General features: G+C 62.5%; 20 protein-coding genes. 15 read left to right on the forward strand and 5 right to left on the reverse strand.

Annotated features, from left to right (window positions below; genetic code table 11):
* The first annotated feature begins 19 nt into the window (after window positions 1-19).
* Both AC1RNA_RS16915 and AC1RNA_RS16920 read left to right on the forward strand, forming a co-directional pair.
* On the forward strand, window positions 20-673 hold the full coding sequence (locus AC1RNA_RS16915; RefSeq protein WP_492951837.1) for a sigma-70 family RNA polymerase sigma factor: 654 nt from the start codon (window positions 20-22) through the stop codon (window positions 671-673).
* On the forward strand, window positions 670-1,407 hold the full coding sequence (locus AC1RNA_RS16920; protein ID WP_009340719.1) for an anti-sigma factor family protein: 738 nt from the start codon (window positions 670-672) through the stop codon (window positions 1,405-1,407). The genes AC1RNA_RS16915 and AC1RNA_RS16920 overlap by 4 nt, the downstream gene beginning before the upstream one ends.
* On the opposite strand, the gene queF is transcribed toward AC1RNA_RS16920, so the two are convergent.
* The gene (gene queF / locus AC1RNA_RS16925; protein ID WP_492951838.1) at window positions 1,404-1,880 is read right to left on the reverse strand and encodes a preQ(1) synthase; all 477 of its coding nucleotides are present in this window, start codon (window positions 1,878-1,880) and stop codon (window positions 1,404-1,406) included. The two genes, AC1RNA_RS16920 and queF, sit on opposite strands and share 4 nt — an antisense overlap.
* 161 nt (window positions 1,881-2,041) lie before the next feature.
* On the opposite strand from queF, the gene eno reads away from it, so the two are divergent.
* A complete protein-coding gene (gene eno / locus AC1RNA_RS16930) occupies window positions 2,042-3,325 on the forward strand; it encodes a phosphopyruvate hydratase (protein ID WP_009340717.1) in 1,284 nt (427 codons plus the stop codon).
* 96 nt (window positions 3,326-3,421) lie between these two features.
* Here eno and AC1RNA_RS16935 read toward each other — a convergent pair whose 3' ends face one another.
* Window positions 3,422-3,625, reverse strand: coding sequence for a hypothetical protein (locus AC1RNA_RS16935; RefSeq protein ID WP_009340716.1), 204 nt, complete (start codon window positions 3,623-3,625; stop codon window positions 3,422-3,424).
* A 178-nt stretch (window positions 3,626-3,803) separates the two neighbouring features.
* Here AC1RNA_RS16935 and AC1RNA_RS16940 point away from each other — a divergent pair, with 178 nt between their 5' ends.
* The 7 genes from AC1RNA_RS16940 (at window position 3,804) to AC1RNA_RS16970 (ending at window position 10,115) form a co-directional block, all read left to right on the forward strand.
* Window positions 3,804-4,367 (forward strand): NADPH-dependent FMN reductase, encoded by a 564-nt coding sequence (locus AC1RNA_RS16940; RefSeq protein WP_492951839.1) that lies wholly within the window; start codon window positions 3,804-3,806, stop codon window positions 4,365-4,367.
* Window positions 4,368-4,409: 42 nt separating this feature from the next.
* Complete coding sequence (locus tag AC1RNA_RS16945; RefSeq protein ID WP_009340714.1) at window positions 4,410-4,724, forward strand: FtsB family cell division protein; 315 nt, start codon at window positions 4,410-4,412, stop codon at window positions 4,722-4,724.
* A gap of 335 nt (window positions 4,725-5,059) precedes the next feature.
* Window positions 5,060-6,079, forward strand: a complete 1,020-nt coding sequence (gene pdhA, locus AC1RNA_RS16950) for a pyruvate dehydrogenase (acetyl-transferring) E1 component subunit alpha (RefSeq protein ID WP_009340713.1) — start codon at window positions 5,060-5,062, stop codon at window positions 6,077-6,079.
* 16 nt (window positions 6,080-6,095) lie between these two features.
* Window positions 6,096-7,487: a pyruvate dehydrogenase complex E1 component subunit beta gene (locus AC1RNA_RS16955; protein WP_492951840.1), complete on the forward strand. Its 1,392-nt coding sequence runs from the start codon at window positions 6,096-6,098 to the stop codon at window positions 7,485-7,487.
* Window positions 7,488-7,502: 15 nt separating this feature from the next.
* Window positions 7,503-8,840 (forward strand): pyruvate dehydrogenase complex dihydrolipoamide acetyltransferase, encoded by a 1,338-nt coding sequence (locus AC1RNA_RS16960; RefSeq protein WP_492951841.1) that lies wholly within the window; start codon window positions 7,503-7,505, stop codon window positions 8,838-8,840.
* Window positions 8,841-8,868: 28 nt separating this feature from the next.
* Window positions 8,869-9,282: a hypothetical protein gene (locus AC1RNA_RS16965; protein WP_492951842.1), complete on the forward strand. Its 414-nt coding sequence runs from the start codon at window positions 8,869-8,871 to the stop codon at window positions 9,280-9,282.
* Window positions 9,283-9,314: 32 nt separating this feature from the next.
* Window positions 9,315-10,115, forward strand: coding sequence for a hypothetical protein (locus tag AC1RNA_RS16970; RefSeq protein WP_492951843.1), 801 nt, complete (start codon window positions 9,315-9,317; stop codon window positions 10,113-10,115).
* Between the two features lie 15 nt (window positions 10,116-10,130).
* Here AC1RNA_RS16970 and modA read toward each other — a convergent pair whose 3' ends face one another.
* Complete coding sequence (modA, locus tag AC1RNA_RS16975) at window positions 10,131-10,892, reverse strand: molybdate ABC transporter substrate-binding protein (protein ID WP_492951844.1); 762 nt, start codon at window positions 10,890-10,892, stop codon at window positions 10,131-10,133.
* A gap of 148 nt (window positions 10,893-11,040) precedes the next feature.
* Between modA and lpdA the strand changes: the two genes are divergently transcribed.
* The 4 genes from lpdA (at window position 11,041) to AC1RNA_RS16995 (ending at window position 15,643) form a co-directional block, all read left to right on the forward strand.
* Entirely contained in the window at window positions 11,041-12,459 is a 1,419-nt protein-coding gene (gene lpdA, locus AC1RNA_RS16980; RefSeq protein WP_492951845.1) for a dihydrolipoyl dehydrogenase, read from the forward strand.
* A gap of 187 nt (window positions 12,460-12,646) precedes the next feature.
* Window positions 12,647-12,871, forward strand: a complete 225-nt coding sequence (locus tag AC1RNA_RS16985; protein WP_244469068.1) for a hypothetical protein — start codon at window positions 12,647-12,649, stop codon at window positions 12,869-12,871.
* 245 nt (window positions 12,872-13,116) lie between these two features.
* Complete coding sequence (ilvD, locus tag AC1RNA_RS16990) at window positions 13,117-14,841, forward strand: dihydroxy-acid dehydratase (protein WP_048755996.1); 1,725 nt, start codon at window positions 13,117-13,119, stop codon at window positions 14,839-14,841.
* Entirely contained in the window at window positions 14,828-15,643 is an 816-nt protein-coding gene (locus AC1RNA_RS16995) for a tetratricopeptide repeat protein (protein WP_009340698.1), read from the forward strand. The genes ilvD and AC1RNA_RS16995 overlap by 14 nt, the downstream gene beginning before the upstream one ends.
* A gap of 107 nt (window positions 15,644-15,750) precedes the next feature.
* Here AC1RNA_RS16995 and xth read toward each other — a convergent pair whose 3' ends face one another.
* Both xth and erpA read right to left on the reverse strand, forming a co-directional pair.
* On the reverse strand, window positions 15,751-16,533 hold the full coding sequence (xth, locus tag AC1RNA_RS17000) for an exodeoxyribonuclease III (RefSeq protein ID WP_492951846.1): 783 nt from the start codon (window positions 16,531-16,533) through the stop codon (window positions 15,751-15,753).
* Window positions 16,534-16,541: 8 nt separating this feature from the next.
* Window positions 16,542-16,871: an iron-sulfur cluster insertion protein ErpA gene (erpA, locus tag AC1RNA_RS17005; protein WP_009340694.1), complete on the reverse strand. Its 330-nt coding sequence runs from the start codon at window positions 16,869-16,871 to the stop codon at window positions 16,542-16,544.
* A gap of 95 nt (window positions 16,872-16,966) precedes the next feature.
* Between erpA and AC1RNA_RS17010 the strand changes: the two genes are divergently transcribed.
* Window positions 16,967-18,172, forward strand: coding sequence for a deoxyguanosinetriphosphate triphosphohydrolase (locus AC1RNA_RS17010; RefSeq protein WP_492951847.1), 1,206 nt, complete (start codon window positions 16,967-16,969; stop codon window positions 18,170-18,172).
* Window positions 18,173-18,233: the final 61 nt, after the last annotated feature.

Here is an 18,233-nt window from a genome sequence, read left to right on the forward strand (position 1 = left end):
AAGGCGGCGAAGATTGCTCATGAAGCCCCGGCTGCGGCTGGTCGTGCCGACATCGACCCGATGTGCTAAAACCGAGGTGCCGGAGTTTCCGGATGGCTCCGGTCTGATGCAGTGCCCGGGTGCGGCCTTGCCAAATCGCGATGATCGCTCGCTGTTCGACGAGATATTTCTGCCGCATCTGGCCGAAGCCTATCGGCTGGCGCGCTGGCTGACGGGCAATGGTGCGGATGCCGAAGACGTGGTGCAGGAGGCGTCGCTGCGGGCGTTTCGGGCGATCCAGACCTTCGACGGCACCAATGCGCGTGCGTGGTCGCTCTCGGTTGTCCGGAACACGGCCTATAGCTGGCTCCTGAAGAACCGGCCCAGGGCGGTGGTTCTCGCTGATGATCTCGGTGAGGCAGACCGCCAACAGATGGAGCAGGGCGATGCGCATCGGTCCGGCGTGCAGACGCCTGAGCAGGTACTGCTGCTCAAACTGGACATCGAAAGCGTGCAGGATGCGCTGACGAGATTGCCGGCACCGCTGCGCGAAATCATCGTTCTTCGCGAAATGCATCAGTTGAGTTACCGCGAGATTGCAGAGATCGCGGGCATTCCCATCGGCACGGTGATGTCGCGCCTGGCGCGAAGCAGGGACGTGCTCGCATACATGCTGGGAGAGCAGGATAAATGATGGCATCTCCGGACGACGACGATCTTGAGTTGCAGGCTTATCTCGACGGTGAGTGCGATGCGAATGCCGCGCATGCGTTTGAGAAGCGCCTTGCAAGCGACGAGGGCTTGCGGCTGCGCTTTGAACAGATGCTTGCTCTGAGCAACGCGCTGCGGGCTATTCCACAGGAGGACATGCCGGCGACGTTGCGGGCGCGCGTTGGCGCGACGGTTGCGGGTGAAAGTCCCCGGGGAAAGCGGTGGTCGTGGCGCGCGCTGGCGGCGGCGGTCATTGTTGGGGTGTTGATCAGCGCGGCTTCGATACTGGCCCTCGACCAGTACCGTTCGCGGCAGGAGCTCGTGCAGCAGGTGATCGCAAGTCACGTGCGTGGGTTGCTGGCATCGCAGCCGTTCGACGTTGCTTCCTCGGACAGTCACGTCGTCAGGCCGTGGTTCATCTCCCGCATTGCGCGTTCCCCTCAGGTGCTCAACCTGGCGCAACAGGGGTTCACGCTCTCGGGAGGCCGTATCGATGTCGTCGGCAACACGCCGGTCCCGACCGTCGTGTACAAACACGACACCCATGTGGTGAGCCTGACGGTGCTTGCTCCGGGACTATCGCTGCCGGTGGTGAGCCGGTCCGGCTATCAGGCCCTGAGCTGGAGCGACGGCAAGGCGACCTATGTCGCCGTGTGCGATCTGCCGGTGAAGGATCTCGCGAACTTCCGGCGTATTTTCACCGCTGCTTCGTCCTAGCCGCGCCCTCTGTACGGTGGCACACCCTGATCCGGCACCCAGATGTTCTTCGGCAGTTTGCCGGTCTGCCAGAATACGTCGATCGGAATGCCGCCGCGCGGGTACCAGTAGCCGCCAATGCGCAGCCATGTGGGCTTGATCTCGCGCACGAGGCGTTTGCCGATCGCGACCGTGCAATCCTCGTGAAACGCGCCATGGTTGCGGAAGCTCGCGAGGTACAGTTTCAGCGCCTTCGATTCCACCAGCCAGTCGCCGGGCACGTAATCAATCACAAGATGCGCGAAATCGGGCTGGCCGGTGATCGGGCACAGGCTGGTGAATTCGGGTGCCGCGAAGCGCACGAGATAGCCCGTGCCGGGGTGCGGATTGGGAACGCGGTCCAGCTTTGCCTTGTCGGGTGAGGCGGGCAGGGTGACCGGGCGGCCAAGCTGGAGCGGGGCCTTTACGGCCGATTTACGCGGCTTTCGTGACATTTGTTTTCTCCGTTGCCGCGGTGATAGCGAAATCGACGGGGTACGTCACGGGTCCTGCATCCGGCCACGAATTCTGTTATGCGCCCATGCGGCTTTTCCCGCCGGAATCCTTGCTGTAGAAGCAGCCATCCTGTTTCCAATCCAATCCAAATGAGGCGCTCATGACTGCCATCGTCGATATTATTGGCCGCGAAATCCTGGACAGCCGTGGCAATCCGACGGTCGAGGTCGATGTGGTTCTGGAGGACGGCTCGATGGGCCGCGCTGCCGTGCCGTCGGGGGCTTCGACGGGCGCCCACGAGGCGGTGGAACTGCGCGACGGCGACAAGGGCCGCTATGGCGGCAAGGGCGTGCAGAAGGCAGTCGAGGCCGTCAACGGCGAGATTTTCGATGCCATCGGTGGCATGGATGCCGAGCAGCAGGTGCAGATCGACAACGCGATGATCGCGCTTGACGGCACGCCGAACAAGAAGCGTCTCGGCGCGAACGCCATTCTCGGCGTCTCATTGGCGGTGGCGAAAGCTGCGGCAGCGTCCTGCGACATGCCGCTCTATCGTTATGTCGGCGGCACTTCCGCGCGCACGCTTCCGGTGCCGATGATGAACATCGTCAATGGTGGCGTGCATGCCGACAACCCGATCGATTTCCAGGAAATCATGGTGATGCCGGTCGGCGCGGCGAGTTTCGCGGAAGCCCTGCGCTGTGGCGCGGAGATTTTCCATACGCTGCGCGGCGAACTGAAGAAGGCCGGCCACAACACCAATGTCGGCGACGAGGGCGGCTTCGCGCCGAACCTGCCGTCGGCCGATGCCGCGCTCGACTTCGTCATGAGCGCCATCGGCAAGGCTGGCTACAAGGCAGGCAGCGACGTGATGCTGGCGCTCGACTGTGCCTCGACCGAATTCTTCAAGGACGGCAAGTACGTCTACGAAGGCGAGAAGAAGACCCGCTCGCGCTCCGAGCAGGCGAAGTACCTGCAGGATCTCGCCAACCGCTATCCGATCGTCTCGATCGAGGACGGCATGGCGGAAGACGACATGGACGGCTGGAAGGAACTGACCGATCTGATTGGTGGGAAGGTCCAGCTTGTCGGAGACGACCTGTTCGTCACCAATGTCATGCGGCTTGCCGATGGCATCAAGAAGGGCATCGGCAATTCGATCCTCGTCAAGGTCAACCAGATCGGCACCCTGACGGAAACGCTCGCCGCCGTGGAGATGGCGCACAAGGCGGCCTATACGGCCGTGATGTCACATCGCTCCGGCGAGACGGAAGACTCCACCATTGCCGACCTCGCGGTCGCCACCAATTGCGGGCAGATCAAGACCGGCTCGCTTGCGCGTTCCGACCGCACTGCGAAGTACAACCAGCTCCTGCGTATCGAGCAGCAGCTCGACAACCAGGCGATCTATGCGGGTCGCGCAGCACTTCGCGCATTGGCTTGATCCTGTCGCACTCGCGACAGGCTGGGCTCTCGCCAGATTGCTTGCTGCGTGATGCGATGACGTTAAAGCCCGGCCTCTGGCCGGGCTTTTGCATTGTTACTTTACCAGCCCGCGCCGGCAGTCATGAATGAATTTGTTCATGCCCCCGTTTGCGGTGCCGTGCTGACCCTGACTTCTGTCGAATCCGCGCGCATGCGCCAGATCGATGCATTCTTGCTTCGGGCGAAGCGGCTTTTTCTCTGCGTAGGCAACCGACGATCCAAGAACGAGCAACGCAACCGTGGCGGAAAGAGCCTTCATGTCGCAATCTCCTGACAGGCCGGGAAGGCTCGGCGCGCGTAGCCGGGGCTGACCAAGACAACATACCCACGTGACGGCAGCCTTGCCGGCGGGTTTTCATGCACTTGCATCTTTCGTGACGCGCACTAATGTGTGCGTCAGTCGAACCCTACTGCCTCATTGCTCGAAGGACGTGCTTATGCCCCATCAAGTTCTGGTCATCGTCGGAAGCCTTCGCAAGGAATCCTTCAGCCTCAAGATCGCCAATGCGCTGGCAAAGATGGCTCCAGCTTCGCTGAAGCTGAACGTGGCGACCCTGCATGGTCTGTCCTTCTTCAATCAGGACCTTGAAGCCAATCCGCCCGCGGACTGGCTGGCGTTCCGCGACAAGATCAAGGCGTCGGATGCGGTGATCTTTGTTACGCCGGAATACAACCGCTCGGTCTCCGGCGTGCTCCGGAATGCCATCGACGTGGCCTCGCGCCCTTCAGGACAGAGTGCGTTTCTGGGCAAGCCTGTCGGCATCATCGGCAACTCGCCGGGCCCGCTCGGCGGCGTCAGCGCGGCGATGGAATTGAAGCGCTCATTGCCGGGCATCACCGGGCCGATCCTGGGCCAACCGGAAATCTACCTGACACACGTCGGGAACTCGTTCAACGAGCAGGGCGAGGTGACAAGCGAGAGCTTCGGCAAGGTGCTGCACCAATATGGCGAGGCCTTCGCCGCGTTCGTTGAAAAGCAAAAGAAAGCTGCCGCGGCGTAAGGCATTAGCGCGGCATTAACCCTGCCGGGGCATCGTGCGCGGATGGTTTCTCGCGCACGATTCAAGGCGATCCTGACCGGCCTCGCGCTCTATGCGATCGCGGCCGGTTTCATCACCTATTTCGGCGTCAACGCCTATACCGGCCGCTACGGCCTCAATGCCCGCGTCGAGTTGGAAAAGGAAGCCGCCACGCTGACGACAGAGCTGGCCCGGCTCAAGGCCCAGCGCGCCGATGAAGAGAAACACGTTGCGCTTCTGCGCTCCGACCGTGTCGATCCCGATATGCTCGACGAAGAAGCGCGGTACCAGCTCGGCTACGCAAATCCGCGCGATCTGGTTCGTCTCCTCAATCGCTGAACTTGGAATATCGTACGCCACCTGTGGCATTGGCCGATGAGAGAAGAATCTTCTCTCATCGGGGCCTGCTGATATCTGCTTTCCAGCACGTTCTTATTTATTCGCTTGTGCATAAACAGGATGCAAAACGTATCCCCACAGGCGACGATAACGTCTCGATGTGACGCGATCGCAAAACAAACAACACAAATTTCAAAATCGCACGCGGGCGATGCCATAAATTTCAAGTCGCTGCGCTGCAAAATGTTTTGTAATCCTGCGGCGTTACGCGATCCTTCCACGCCGATCAGAGTTGGAGTAGAGAGGATTCATCGCCTCTCTTATCCGGACATCTCATGCCATCTGGAAAACCTTCGGCAGCCGCGACCAAGGGCACGTCGGCCAGTGCCGCCAAACTGGAATTCACCAAGGAGCAGGAGCTCACCGCGCTGCGCGACATGCTTCTGATCCGCCGCTTCGAGGAAAAGGCGGGACAGCTTTACGGCATGGGCGCGATCGGCGGCTTTTGCCATCTGTACATCGGACAGGAGGCCGTCGTGACCGGCATCCAGATGGTGTTGAAGCAGGGCGATCAGATCATCACCGGCTACCGCGATCACGGCCACATGCTGGCGACCGGCATGGACCCCAAGGGCGTGATGGCGGAATTGACCGGACGCCGCCACGGCTATTCCAAGGGCAAGGGCGGCTCCATGCACATGTTCAGCAAGGAGAAGCACTTCTACGGCGGCCACGGCATCGTCGGCGCGCAGGTGCCGCTCGGCACCGGATTGGCCTTCGCCAACCGCTACCGCAACAATGGCAATATCAGTGTTGCGTATTTCGGTGACGGCGCGGCCAACCAGGGCCAGGTCTATGAAAGCTTCAACATGGCCGAGCTGTGGAAGCTGCCGATCATCTATGTGATCGAGAACAACCGCTACGCGATGGGCACCTCGGTGACGCGCTCGTCCGCGCAGACTGACTTCTCCAAGCGCGGCATCGCGTTCAACATTCCGGGCGAGCAGGTCGACGGCATGGACGTGCGCGCGGTGAAGGCGGCGGCCGAGCGTGCCGCGGCGTGGTGCCGCGAAGGCAAGGGCCCTTACATTCTCGAAATGCAGACCTACCGCTATCGCGGCCACTCGATGTCCGACCCCGCGAAATACCGGACGCGCGAGGAAGTCGAGAAGGTTCGCCACGATCAGGACCCGATCGAGCAGGTGCGCAAGCGTCTGCTCGACGCCAAGGTCGATGAAGCGGAGTTGAAGAAGATCGACGCGGAAGTGCGCGAGATCGTCAACGAAGCCGCCGATTTCGCCCAGCACGATCCGGAGCCGGACGTGTCCGAACTCTACACCGACATTTACCGCTAAGCGCGAGCAACCGACCATGCCGATTCAAGTATTGATGCCCGCGCTCTCGCCCACGATGGAGAAGGGCAACCTTGCCAAGTGGCTGAAGAAGGAAGGCGATACCATCAAGTCCGGCGACGTCATCGCCGAGATCGAAACCGATAAGGCGACGATGGAAGTCGAGGCGACCGACGAAGGCACGCTCGGCAAGATCCTCGTGCCGGAAGGCACCGCCGATGTCGCCGTCAATACGCCGATCGCCACTATTCTGGCCGATGGTGAAAGCGCCGCCGATCTTGGCAAGGCGCCTGCCGCACCGGCACCCGCCCCGAAGGCGGACACAGCTCCAGCCGCAGCGCCTGCACCGGCTGCGCCGAAATCCGATGCCGCGCCTGCCGTACCGGCGAGTCAGGCCGCGCCCGATCCCGACATTCCGGCCGGCACCGAAATGGTGACGATGACGGTGCGCGATGCGTTGCGCGATGCCATCGCCGAGGAAATGCGCCGCGATGAAGACGTCTTCATCATGGGTGAGGAGGTCGCCGAATATCAGGGCGCCTACAAGATCACGCAGGGCATCCTGCAGGAATTCTCGGCGCGGCGCGTGATCGATACGCCGATCACCGAACACGGCTTCGCGGGCGTCGGCATCGGTGCGGCGATGGCAGGGCTGAAACCGATCGTCGAATTTATGACGTTCAACTTCGCCATGCAGGCGATCGACCAGATCGTCAACTCGGCCGCCAAGACGCTCTACATGTCCGGCGGGCAGATGGGGTGTTCGATCGTGTTCCGTGGCCCGAACGGCTCGGCGGCGCGCGTCGCGGCCCAGCACAGCCAGGACTATGCGGCGTGGTACTCGCAGATTCCGGGCCTCAAGGTGATCGCGCCTTACACGGCGGCCGATGCCAAGGGTCTGCTGAAGGCTGCGATCCGTGATCCGAACCCCGTGATCTTCCTCGAGCACGAAATTCTTTACGGCCAGAGCTTCGAAGTGCCGAAGCTCGACGACTACGTGCTGCCGATCGGCAAGGCGCGCATCGCACGCACCGGCCAGCACGTCACGCTGATCTCGTGGTCGCATGCGATGACGTGGACGCTGAAGGCCGCCGAGGAACTCGCCAAGGAAGGCATCGAGGCAGAGGTCATTGATCTTCGCACCATTCGTCCGATGGATACCGAGACACTGATCGCCTCGGTGCAGAAGACCGGACGCGCCGTGGTCGTCGAGGAAGGCTGGCAGCAGTCGGGCGTCGGCTCCGAAATCGCCGCACGGCTGATGGAGCATGCGTTCGATTATCTCGATGCGCCGGTCGCGCGGGTATCGGGCAAGGACGTGCCGATGCCTTACGCCGCCAATCTCGAAAAGCTCGCATTGCCGACGGTGGAGGAAGTTGTCGCCGCCGCCAAAGCCGTCTCATACCGCTAAGGGCAGGGTCCGGTCATGCCGATCAACATTCTGATGCCTGCTCTGTCGCCGACGATGGAAAAGGGCAACCTCGCCAAGTGGCTCAAGAAAGAGGGCGACAAGGTTTCCTCCGGCGATGTGATAGCGGAGATCGAGACCGACAAGGCGACGATGGAAGTCGAGGCGGTGGATGAGGGCACCATCGCAAAAATCCTGGTGCCGGAGGGCACCGCCGACGTGCCGGTCAATCAGGTGATTGCCGTGCTCGCTGGTGAGGGCGAGGACGTGAAGGCCGCCGCGAGCGGTGGTGGCGCATCCGCTCCGCCGCTGGAGGCCCCGAAAGCCGCTGAAGCGCCGAAGCCTGCGGCCGCACCGGCTGCAAAGCCGACGGCATCTGCCGCGCCAGCGCCAGCCGCGCCACAACCTGCGCCGGCCCATAGTAACGGCGCACGTACGTTTTCCTCGCCGCTGGCGCGCCGTCTTGCGAAGGAAGCGGGCATCGATCTGTCGCGCGTCACCGGCACTGGCCCGCATGGCCGCGTCGTCGCCCGCGACATCGACGAGGCGAAGTCCGGCAAGGGGTTGAAGCCTGCCGTCGCCGGTGGCGGTGCTGCGCCGTCCTACACGCCGGGTCCGAGCGATGCGCAGATACTGTCGCTGTTCAACAAGGACAATTACGAGGCGGTGCCGCACGATCAGATGCGCAAGGTGATCGCGCAGCGCCTGTCGGCGTCCGACCGCGACGTGCCGCAATACTACCTCACCTGCGATTGCGATATCGGCAAGCTCGTCGCCGCGCGCGAGGAGATCAACGGCCTTGCGCCTAAGGACAAGGATGGCAAGCCGGCCTACAAGCTTTCGGTCAACGATTTCGTCATCAAGGCTCTGGCGATGGCGTTGCAGCGCGTGCCCGATGCCAACGTGACCTGGACCGACGAGGCGATGCTGCGCCACAAGGTGTCGGACGTCTCGGTCGCGGTGTCGATTCCGACCGGGCTGATCACGCCGATCATCCGCAGCGCGCATGCGAAGTCGGTGGCGACGATTTCCAACGAGATGAAGGATCTCGCCGCGCGCGCCAAGGCACGCAAGCTCAAGCCCGAGGAATATCAGGGCGCGAGCACGGCGGTGTCGAACCTCGGCATGTACGGCATGAAGCAGTTCACCGCCGTCATCAACCCGCCGCAGTCGACCATTCTCGCGGTCGGCATGAGCGAGGAGCGGCCGGTGGTGCGGAACGGCAAGATCGAGATCGCGACCATCATGACGGTGACGCTGACCTGCGATCATCGCGCGATGGACGGCGCGCTCGGCGCGCAGCTTCTCAGCGCCTTCCGCCTGCTGATCGAAAACCCGGTCATGATGGTGGTGTGAGGCGCGCGCCTCGCACCCTGAGACACTCATGAAGTTTTTCGGCACGATCATCCTCGCAGCCATTGTTTCCGCGCTCCTCGGGGGCGTGGCGACGGTCGCGTTGTCATCGCTTGCGGCCTGCTGGCATGGCGGATGCGCTCTTAGCGGCACGCAGCAGCTCGCGCTGATGCCATTCTATGCGGCCCTTGGGGCTATCGTGTTCGCTGTCGCCGCGACCCGGAAGCAATGGCGCGAGGCCGTCTTCTATGCGCTGCGGCTGCTGATGCTGATCCCGGTCGTGCTTATCATCGTCGGCTTTGCGGCGGGGGCATCGCCCCGCGCCCATGCGAAATTCGAATTCGGTAACGCGTTGTTGCTTTCGATTCCATTCTGGGTCGTGATCGTCTCGCAATGGTGGCTGGTGCGCCGCGCGCTCGTCTTGCGTGAGGCCGTACGTTCGTAACGGGTTATCTTGTCGCAAAGGTGAGGTCGGCAATGCTGCGGAACGGTCGGTGGCTGCTGGCGGCCATTCTTGCACTGTCATTCACCGCCGCGAACGCGCAGGTGAAACCGAAGGTCGCCAAACTCGATGAGGCGCCGAGGACGGTTCTCTACATCGGCAACAGCTTCTTTTATTACAACAACAGCCTGCACAATCATGTGCTGAAGCTGGCAAATGCCGCCGATCCGGCTGCGCATTACAAGGCGACCTCCGCAACGATCAGCGGCTCAGGACTGAACTGGCACGATGTGGAGTCGCTCTTTTCGACCGATGGCATGGCATCCTATTCGTTCGTTGGCGACAACGAAGTCGTCATGAACACGCGCAACAAGAAGTTCGACGCGGCGATCATGATGGATTGCAGCCAGTGTCCGGTGCATCCGCAGCTCAAGTCGCTGTTCGGCGAGTCGGTGGCGAAGGACGCCGCGATCGTGCGCAAGCATGGTGCCGATCCAGTGCTGTTCATGTCGTGGGCATATGCCGACAAGCCGGAGATGACTGAGCAACTGGCGGAGGCCTACACCACCGCCGGCAACGACAACAACATGCTGGTGATCCCTGCCGGTCTCGCGTTCGCCCGCGCCAGGAAGGAGCGGCCCGATCTTGTCCTCAATGTCGAGGACAAGCGGCACCCGACGCTCGCAGGCACCTATCTCGCGGCCTGCACGGTACTGGCGTCGGTCTACAATCGCTCGCCCGTCGGCAATTCTTATCGCGCAGGCCTCGACGACAAGACCGCAGCCTTTCTGCAGAATATCGCGTGGGACACCGTACAGGATTATTACAGGAAGTAGGCCGCTGCCTGTCGTCTAGCTCGGCTCCAGTCCCCGCGCCTTGAACACCTTGACGGCTTCCGGCGAGGTCAGGAATTTCACGAAGGCCTCGGCGGAGGATTTCGCGGCTGTCGTGGCGCTGATGTCGGCGGCAAAATGCGTCACCTTGTTGAGCGGGCCGGGCAGCGCGCCGACGAGATCGACGCCCGTGGCGGACATCACTTCCGGCGTCTGCTGGATCGCGAGTTCGGCCTCGCCGCTCGCGACCAGATGGGCGGCGTTGCCGCCGGCCGGCGGATGCCTCGTTTTATCTTTCACCTGATCGGCGATGCCCATGCCCTCAATCATTTTGCCGACATAGACGCCGCTCGCGCCGCCCGCGGCGGGATTGGAGTAGGCGATGGTTTTGGCTTTCAGGAGCGTCGCCTTCAGGGCTTCCGGTGTCGAGATGTCGGGTTTCGGCGCGCCGTTTTTCACTACCATCGAGATGCCGGAGCTGGCCACCGGCGTGATGTGGCCGGATGTCTTGTTTTCCTTGCCCAGTGTTTCGAGGTTCGGCCGGGTCAGGATCATAACGTCGGCATGCTCGCCGGCCTGGATGCGCTTGGTCAGGGCGGCGGCGGTATTGAACGTGAAGTCCAGCTTGTCGCCGGTCTGTTTCTCATACGTCGGTGTCAGTTCTTTCAGGGCGGCCTGCACGCCGATGGTTGAGTAGACCTTCAGTTCGGCGGCCGTGGCCAGCCCTGTTTGCATGGCAAGGCAGACGGTGGCGGCGAGCAAGCTTCCAACCCGGATCATGACATTTCCCCCAGACGGTTTTGTTATTACGATAATTACAAACCGCGGTGTTTTGCGATGCAAGTCATGCCACCTGTCTTGATTGCGATTGTGGGGTGTGGGAGACCAAAGGCAGCACAACTTATCTTGATCGCAAGTGGAGAGCCCCGTGGCTGATACCTCATTCGACGTCGTTGTGATCGGCTCTGGCCCCGGCGGCTATGTCACCGCCATTCGCGCCGCCCAACTCGGCTTCAAAACCGCGATCGTGGAGAAGCAGCATCTCGGCGGCATCTGCCTCAACTGGGGATGTATCCCGACCAAGGCGCTGCTGCGCTCGGCGGAAATCTACCACTACATGCAGCACGCCAAGGATTACGGCCTGTCCGCCGAGAAAGTCGGCTACGACGCCAAGGCCGTGGTGCAGCGCTCGCGCGGCGTCTCCAAGCGCCTCAATGACGGCGTCGGCTTTCTGATGAAGAAGAACAAGATCACCGTGATCTGGGGCGAGGCGACGATCGATGCGCCCGGCAAGATCACGGTGAAGGGTGGCAGCGCTGATGCACCAAAGGGTGTGCTCGGTGCGGGCAGCTATCAGGCCAAGCATATCATCGTCGCGACCGGTGCGCGGCCGCGCGTACTGCCGGGTCTCGAGCCGGACAAGAAACTGGCCTGGACCTATTTCGAGGCGATGGTGCCCGAGAAGATGCCGAAGTCGCTTCTGGTGGTCGGCTCCGGAGCGATCGGCATCGAGTTCGCCTCGTTCTATCGCACCATGGGCGCGGAGGTGACGGTGGTCGAAGTGCTGCCGCAGATTCTGCCGGTCGAGGACGCGGAGATCGCAGGGCTTGCGCGCAAGCAGTTCGAGAAGCAGGGCATCCGCATCCTCACCGGTGCGAAGGTCACCAAGCTCGACAAGAAGACCGACAGCGTCACCGCCACCATCGAGGCTGGTGGCAAGACCGAGCAGATCACCGCCGAGCGCGTGATCTCGGCGGTGGGCGTCGTCGGCAACATCGAGAACCTCGGGCTTGAGAAGCTCGGCGTAAAGACCGACCGCGGCTGCATCGTGATCGACGGCTACGGCAAGACCAACGTGCCGGGCATCTACGCCATCGGCGACGTCGCGGGCCCGCCAATGCTCGCGCACAAGGCCGAGCATGAAGGCGTGATCTGTATCGAGGCGATCAAGGGCCTGCACCCGCATCCGATGGACAAACTTCTGATTCCCGGCTGCACCTATTGCCATCCGCAGGTGGCTTCCGTCGGCCTGACCGAGGCCAAGGCGAAGGAGGCGGGCAAGGATATCCGTGTCGGCCGCTTCCCCTTCGTCGGCAACGGCAAGGCAATCGCGCTCGGCGAGGATCAAGGTCTCGTCAAGGTGATCTTCGATAAGAAGACAGGTCAGCTTCTCGGCGCGCACATGGTCGGCGCGGAGGTCACCGAGTTGATTCAGGGCTACGTGGTGGCGATGAACCTCGAGACCACCGAGGAAGAATTGATGCACACCATCTTCCCGCATCCGACGCTGTCGGAGATGATGAAGGAAGCGGTGCTCGACGCCTATGGCCGCATGCTGAACATGTAAAATTGTAACTGCCCCCGGCGAAGGAGCGGACGTGCGCGGGCGTGGCGTCAAAACGGTCTGGGCCCGGGCGGTAGTTTTGACCGGCCTATCCTCCAGCGTCCTGGGCCAGCCCGTTCTTGCCGCCGAAAACTGCCGGGAGCCAGAGACCGGGACCCGGCAAATCCCGCTATTTTCACCACCCCTGAGCATGGCTGTCACCGGTGCCGGGCGGCTTCAATTCTATGCGGCGCCCGATGTCCGTTGCCCGACAAGCGGCATCTTCGTCATCCCGAAGGGTGCCCTGATCGCCTATGCCCAGTCTGCCGATGGCTGGTCATCCGTGATGTATTTGAACCCGAGAACCGGCGAGAGCGTCTCCGGCTGGGTCAGATCGGCCCGGTTGAAGGCGACAGGCACCGTCGGTCCGCGATGACGGCGGCACGCTGCACCGCACGCGGGCGGGTGGTTTTGGCGCAACAAATGTTGCGAAGCCGCCACAGTTTTTGAACATTTAACCCTCGTCGTAGTAAGCCCTTGCGCGCGCCGCGATTTGGCCACACGCCTCCATGAAATCGTGTTCATGTAGCGTGGATGCAGTGATCCGCCGCGTGACCATTGCGAAGGCCCGCTTTTTTCAGGGGTTTTGAGCGAAAGGGCTGCCGCGGCGAAGGTTTTGAGATGGACGCGAAGACCAACATCAAGTCGAGACTGCCCAGCCGCCATGTGACGGAGGGTCCGACCCGCGCTCCGCATCGCTCCTACCTATATGCCATGGGCCTCACCACCGAGCAGATCCACCAGCCGTTTGTCGGCGTGGCGACCTGCTGGAACGAGGCCGCGCCCTGTAACATTTCGCTGATGCGCCAGGCTCAAGCTGTGAAGAAGGGCGTCGCCTCCGCTGGCGGCACTCCGCGCGAGTTCTGCACCATTACCGTCACGGACGGCATCGCTATGGGCCATGAGGGCATGCGTTCCTCGCTGCCGTCACGTGAGGTGATCGCCGATTCCGTCGAGCTGACCATCCGCGGCCATTCCTACGACGCGCTGATCGGGCTCGCCGGCTGCGACAAATCCTTGCCCGGCATGATGATGGCGATGTGCCGCCTCAACGTGCCGTCGATCTTCATCTACGGCGGCTCGATCCTGCCCGGCAATTTCCGGGGGCAGCAGGTCACTGTGCAGGACATGTTCGAGGCGGTCGGCAAGCACTCGGTCGGCGAGATGTCGGACGCCGACCTCGACGAAATCGAGCGTGTGGCGTGCCCCTCGGCGGGCGCCTGCGGCGCGCAGTTCACCGCCAACACCATGGCGACCGTCTCCGAGGCCATTGGCCTCGCGCTGCCGTATTCGGCCGGTGCGCCTGCGCCTTACGAAATCCGCGATTCCTTCTGCGCCGCCGCTGGCGAGAAGGTCATGGAACTGATCGCCAAGAACATCCGCCCGCGCGAGATCGTGACCCGCAAGGCGCTGGAAAACGCCGCGGCCGTCGTCGCAGCCTCCGGCGGCTCGACCAACGCGGCGCTGCATTTGCCCGCCATCGCCCACGAGTGCGGCATCGAATTCGACCTGTTCGACGTGGCTGAAATCTTCAAAAAGACACCTTATGTCGCGGATTTGAAACCGGGCGGCCGTTATGTGGCCAAAGACATGTTCGAAGCTGGCGGCATCCCGCTGCTGATGAAAACGCTTCTGGATCACGGCTTCCTGCACGGCGACTGCCTGACGGTCACCGGCCGGACGATTGCCGAAAATCTGGCCAGCGTGAAATGGAATCCGCATCAGGATGTGGTGCGCCCCGCCGACAAGCCGATCACGGTGACCGGTGGCGTCGTGGGCATGAAGGGCAACCTCGCTCCCGATGGCGCGATCGTGAAAGTCGCTGGAATGTCCGTTCTGAAATTCACTGGGCCAGCGCGCGTCTTCGATTGCGAAGAGGACGCGTTCGAAGCCGTGGACAAACGGACCTACAAGGAAGGCGAGGTCATCGTCATCCGTTACGAGGGCCCCAAGGGCGGCCCCGGTATGCGCGAAATGCTCGCCACCACGGCGGCGCTTTACGGGCAGGGGATGGGAGCCAAGGTTGCGCTCATCACGGACGGCCGCTTCTCCGGTGCCACGCGCGGCTTCTGTGTCGGGCATGTCGGTCCCGAGGCTGCAGTCGGGGGCCCGATCGGCCTTATCCAAAATGGGGATATCATCGAACTTGATGCCGAGGCTGGCACACTCAATGTGAAGTTGAGCGACGCCGAACTGGCCGAGCGGCGCAAGGCCTGGAAACCGCGCGAAACCGGCACGGGTTCCGGGGCACTCTGGAAATACGCCCAACAGGTTGGACCTGCGATCAAGGGCGCGGTGACCCATCCAGGACGGGCGGGTGAGAAGAGTTGCTATGCGGATATTTAAGGGTGGCGTCATTGTTGCGTGTGCGACCGTCGCCGTTTTTGCGATGACCCGGACCTATGCCTTTGACGGAACGGTCGATCCCGACAGCGCGTCGGCGCCGCTCGGGGCGGTGACCACGTCTTCCGGCGTCGCGGTGGTGAAGAAGACCCTGCCTCCGAACAGCAATGCGCTGACCGCCCTGCAATATGCCGCCGAGGACGGACACGCTGCGGCACAGTGGAAGCTCGGCAAGATGTTTGCCGATGGCGTGGGCGTTGAGCGCAACGATCTGCGCGCCTTCGATTACTTCAGCCGGATCGCCAACCAGCACGCCGAGGATAGCCCGGGTGCGCCGCAGGCCAATATCGTGGCCAATGCATTCGTGGCGCTTGGGCGCTACTACACCACGGGTATCGCCAATTCCAATATCAAGCGTGACCCAGAGCGGGCGCGGGAGATGTTCTCCTACGCCGCGTCATATTTCGGTAGCGCCGAGGCGCAATACAGCCTCGCCCGGATGTATCTGGAAGGCAAAGGCATCCAGCGCGATGTGAAGTACGGCGTGCGCTGGCTCGGTCTTGCCGCGCACAAGGGTCAGCATGAAGCGCAGGCGCTGCTCGGCCAGATGTTGTTCAACGGCGATCATTTGCAGCGGCAGGCCGCGCGCGGCCTGATGTGGCTGACGCTCGCACAGGAAAGCGCCACGCCGGACGAGAAATGGATTCACCAGAGCTACAATGAGGCGCTTGCGAAGGCCTCGGAAGACGACCGCGCCATGGCCCTGCAGATGTTGCAGCGCTGGGTGCAGGGCCGCCGCGACTGATCTGTCATTCCGGACATAGCGCTCCTGCACGATGATCCGGAATCCCGCGCCGGTACCTTGAGATTCCGGGTTGGCTCGGTTCACTCGCGCCCCGGAATATCCCTTATCTAGAAATCCAGATCCGCCCACACCGGCACATGGTCCGAGGCTTTTTCCCAGCCACGCACATGCTTGTCGATGCCGGCGGCTTTGAGGCGGTCGCTCGCGGGCGGCGACATCAAGAGGTGGTCGATGCGGATGCCGTTGTTCTTCTGCCAAGCGCCAGCTTGATAATCCCAGAACGTGTACTGCTGTGGCGCGTCTGAGGTCGCGCGGAAGGCGTCCGTCAGACCGAGATTGAGCAGCGTCTGAAATTTGTCGCGGGTTTGCGGCAGGAACAGCGCGTCTTCAAGCCAGGCCTGCGGATTGTAGACGTCGGCGGGGGTCGGGATGACGTTGAAATCCCCCGCAAGCACGAACGGTTCTTCCGACTTCAGCCGCTCACGCGCATAGTCGATCAGCCGGTCCATCCATCGCAGCTTGTACGGATATTTTTCCGTGTTCACCGGATTGCCGTTCGGCAGATACAGACAGGCAAGGCGGAAGGTACCGTCCTTGTGCGACACGACGCCTTCGAGAAAGCGGGCGTGAAGGTCCTCGGGATCACCCGCGAGCTGCGGCCTGGTTTCTTCGAAGCGATATTTCGACAGTAGCGCGACGCCATTGAAGGTCTTCTGCCCGTGCGTCACGACATTGTAGCCGAGCGCTTCGATCGGCTCGCGCGGAAATGCCTCATCGAGGCATTTGATTTCCTGCAGGCAGACGAGATCGGGCTCGCGCTCTTTGAGCCATGTCAGCAGATGGTCGAGGCGCTGGCGCACCGAGTTGACGTTCCATGTCGCGATTCGCATGGGCGGCGTCAGATCGAGAAGCTGGTGCCGCAGCCGCAGGAAGCGGTGGCGTTCGGATTGTTGACGCGGAACGAGGCGCCGATCAGGTCGTCGACGAAGTCGAGTTCGGAGTCCGCGAGGAACGGAGCCGAGGAGGGGTCGACCAGCACCACGGCGTTGTCGCGCACGATCACCAGATCATCCTCGGCCTGGGTCTTGTCGATGTCGAACTTGTACTGGAAGCCGGAGCAACCGCCGCCTTCAACGCTGATGCGCAGCTTGGCGCCGTCGCCTTCGCCCTTGAGGATTTCGCCGATCCGCCGCGCCGCCCGCTCGGAAATTGTCACATTCGCGGTCACGTCCGCTCTCCCTCAGAATCCGAAAGTTTGAATCTGTTCCCGTCCATAGTTAAGTACTCGCCACGCCAGAATCAAACGCCAAAGGAGCGTCCCCAATGTCCGTGGGACGGGCGGCGCCTGCCGCACCTTACCGCTGCGACCCCGATTTGAGCCGCGGCCGCCGCTTCAATGAGCCGCCGAGCCGCCACCGCAGCGCCTTTCGCCGCGATTGCGACCGGGTGATCCATTCGACCGCGTTCCGCCGCCTCAAGCACAAGACGCAGGTGTTCATCTTCCATGAGGGTGACCATTACCGCACCCGGCTGACCCACTCTCTGGAGGTGGCGCAGATCGCCCGTGCGCTGGCACGCCAATTGGGTCTGGACGAGGACCTGACCGAAACGCTGGCGCTGGCGCACGATCTTGGCCATCCGCCATTCGGCCATGCGGGCGAGCGCGCGCTCAATGCCTGCCTGAAGGATCACGGCGGCTTCGACCACAACGCGCAGTCGCTCCGCGTCGTCACCTCGCTGGAGCGCCGCTATCCGGCCTTCGACGGGCTGAACCTCACCTGGGAATCGCTCGAGGGTATCGTCAAGCACAACGGCCCGCTGATGGATCGCGACGGCAAACCGCTCGGGCCTTATGCGGCTCATGGCCTGCCGATTGGGATCACAAACTACAACGCCTCGCATGACCTTGAATTGTCGTCCTACGCCTCGCTGGAGGCGCAAGTCGCGGCGATCTCCGACGACATCGCCTACAATGCTCATGACATCGATGATGGTCTGCGCGCGGGCCTGTTCACTATCGCCGACCTCAACGCCATTCCGCTGATCGCCGATCTCAATGGACGGATCGTTTCGCGTTTCCCTGGCATCGACGAGGCGCGACACGGGGCCGAACTCGTACGCGAATTGATCTCGTACTGGATCGAATCCGCGTTCTCCGAGACGATGCGGCGGATCGCGGGGGCCGCGCCCCAAACCGTGGAGAACGTGCGCCATGCTGATGGCCCGCTTGTCGCCTTCAACCCGAAGGCGAGGGCGGCGGAGCAGGCGATCAAGGCTTTCCTGTGGGAGCACATGTACCGCCACGAACGGGTGGTGCGGGTGATGACGGAAGCCGAGGGTGTCGTCGCCGACCTGTTCGAGCGCTACAGCCGCCATCCGGATGACCTGCCTGCCGACTGGGCGCATGGGGATGTGGACGGCGACGAGGAGGCGGCGAGGCGGATCGGCAATTTCATCGCCGGAATGACCGACCGCTATGCCATCACCGAGCACCAGCGCCTCTTTGACTCGACCCTCGAATTGCGTTAGGCGCGCAGGGAAATCCGGCCGATTATGGCCGCCGTTACAGGAGATTCGCGTTGTCCGTCCC

Source organism: Afipia sp. GW821-FHT14H12, from assembly GCF_058803465.1.

What these genes read in the sequence shown, in the direction of transcription:
- AC1RNA_RS16915 (WP_492951837.1), top strand. Translation starts at nt 20, where the DNA reads ATGAAGCCCCGGCTGCGGCTGGTCGTGCCGACATCGACCCGATGTGCT.
- AC1RNA_RS16920 (WP_009340719.1), top strand. Translation starts at nt 670, where the DNA reads ATGATGGCATCTCCGGACGACGACGATCTTGAGTTGCAGGCTTATCTC.
- queF (WP_492951838.1), bottom strand. Translation starts at nt 1,880, where the DNA reads ATGTCACGAAAGCCGCGTAAATCGGCCGTAAAGGCCCCGCTCCAGCTT.
- eno (WP_009340717.1), top strand. Translation starts at nt 2,042, where the DNA reads ATGACTGCCATCGTCGATATTATTGGCCGCGAAATCCTGGACAGCCGT.
- AC1RNA_RS16935 (WP_009340716.1), bottom strand. Translation starts at nt 3,625, where the DNA reads ATGAAGGCTCTTTCCGCCACGGTTGCGTTGCTCGTTCTTGGATCGTCG.
- AC1RNA_RS16940 (WP_492951839.1), top strand. Translation starts at nt 3,804, where the DNA reads ATGCCCCATCAAGTTCTGGTCATCGTCGGAAGCCTTCGCAAGGAATCC.
- AC1RNA_RS16945 (WP_009340714.1), top strand. Translation starts at nt 4,410, where the DNA reads ATGGTTTCTCGCGCACGATTCAAGGCGATCCTGACCGGCCTCGCGCTC.
- pdhA (WP_009340713.1), top strand. Translation starts at nt 5,060, where the DNA reads ATGCCATCTGGAAAACCTTCGGCAGCCGCGACCAAGGGCACGTCGGCC.
- AC1RNA_RS16955 (WP_492951840.1), top strand. Translation starts at nt 6,096, where the DNA reads ATGCCGATTCAAGTATTGATGCCCGCGCTCTCGCCCACGATGGAGAAG.
- AC1RNA_RS16960 (WP_492951841.1), top strand. Translation starts at nt 7,503, where the DNA reads ATGCCGATCAACATTCTGATGCCTGCTCTGTCGCCGACGATGGAAAAG.
- AC1RNA_RS16965 (WP_492951842.1), top strand. Translation starts at nt 8,869, where the DNA reads ATGAAGTTTTTCGGCACGATCATCCTCGCAGCCATTGTTTCCGCGCTC.
- AC1RNA_RS16970 (WP_492951843.1), top strand. Translation starts at nt 9,315, where the DNA reads ATGCTGCGGAACGGTCGGTGGCTGCTGGCGGCCATTCTTGCACTGTCA.
- modA (WP_492951844.1), bottom strand. Translation starts at nt 10,892, where the DNA reads ATGATCCGGGTTGGAAGCTTGCTCGCCGCCACCGTCTGCCTTGCCATG.
- AC1RNA_RS16985 (WP_244469068.1), top strand. Translation starts at nt 12,647, where the DNA reads ATGGCTGTCACCGGTGCCGGGCGGCTTCAATTCTATGCGGCGCCCGAT.
- ilvD (WP_048755996.1), top strand. Translation starts at nt 13,117, where the DNA reads ATGGACGCGAAGACCAACATCAAGTCGAGACTGCCCAGCCGCCATGTG.
- AC1RNA_RS16995 (WP_009340698.1), top strand. Translation starts at nt 14,828, where the DNA reads ATGCGGATATTTAAGGGTGGCGTCATTGTTGCGTGTGCGACCGTCGCC.
- xth (WP_492951846.1), bottom strand. Translation starts at nt 16,533, where the DNA reads ATGCGAATCGCGACATGGAACGTCAACTCGGTGCGCCAGCGCCTCGAC.
- AC1RNA_RS17010 (WP_492951847.1), top strand. Translation starts at nt 16,967, where the DNA reads ATGTCCGTGGGACGGGCGGCGCCTGCCGCACCTTACCGCTGCGACCCC.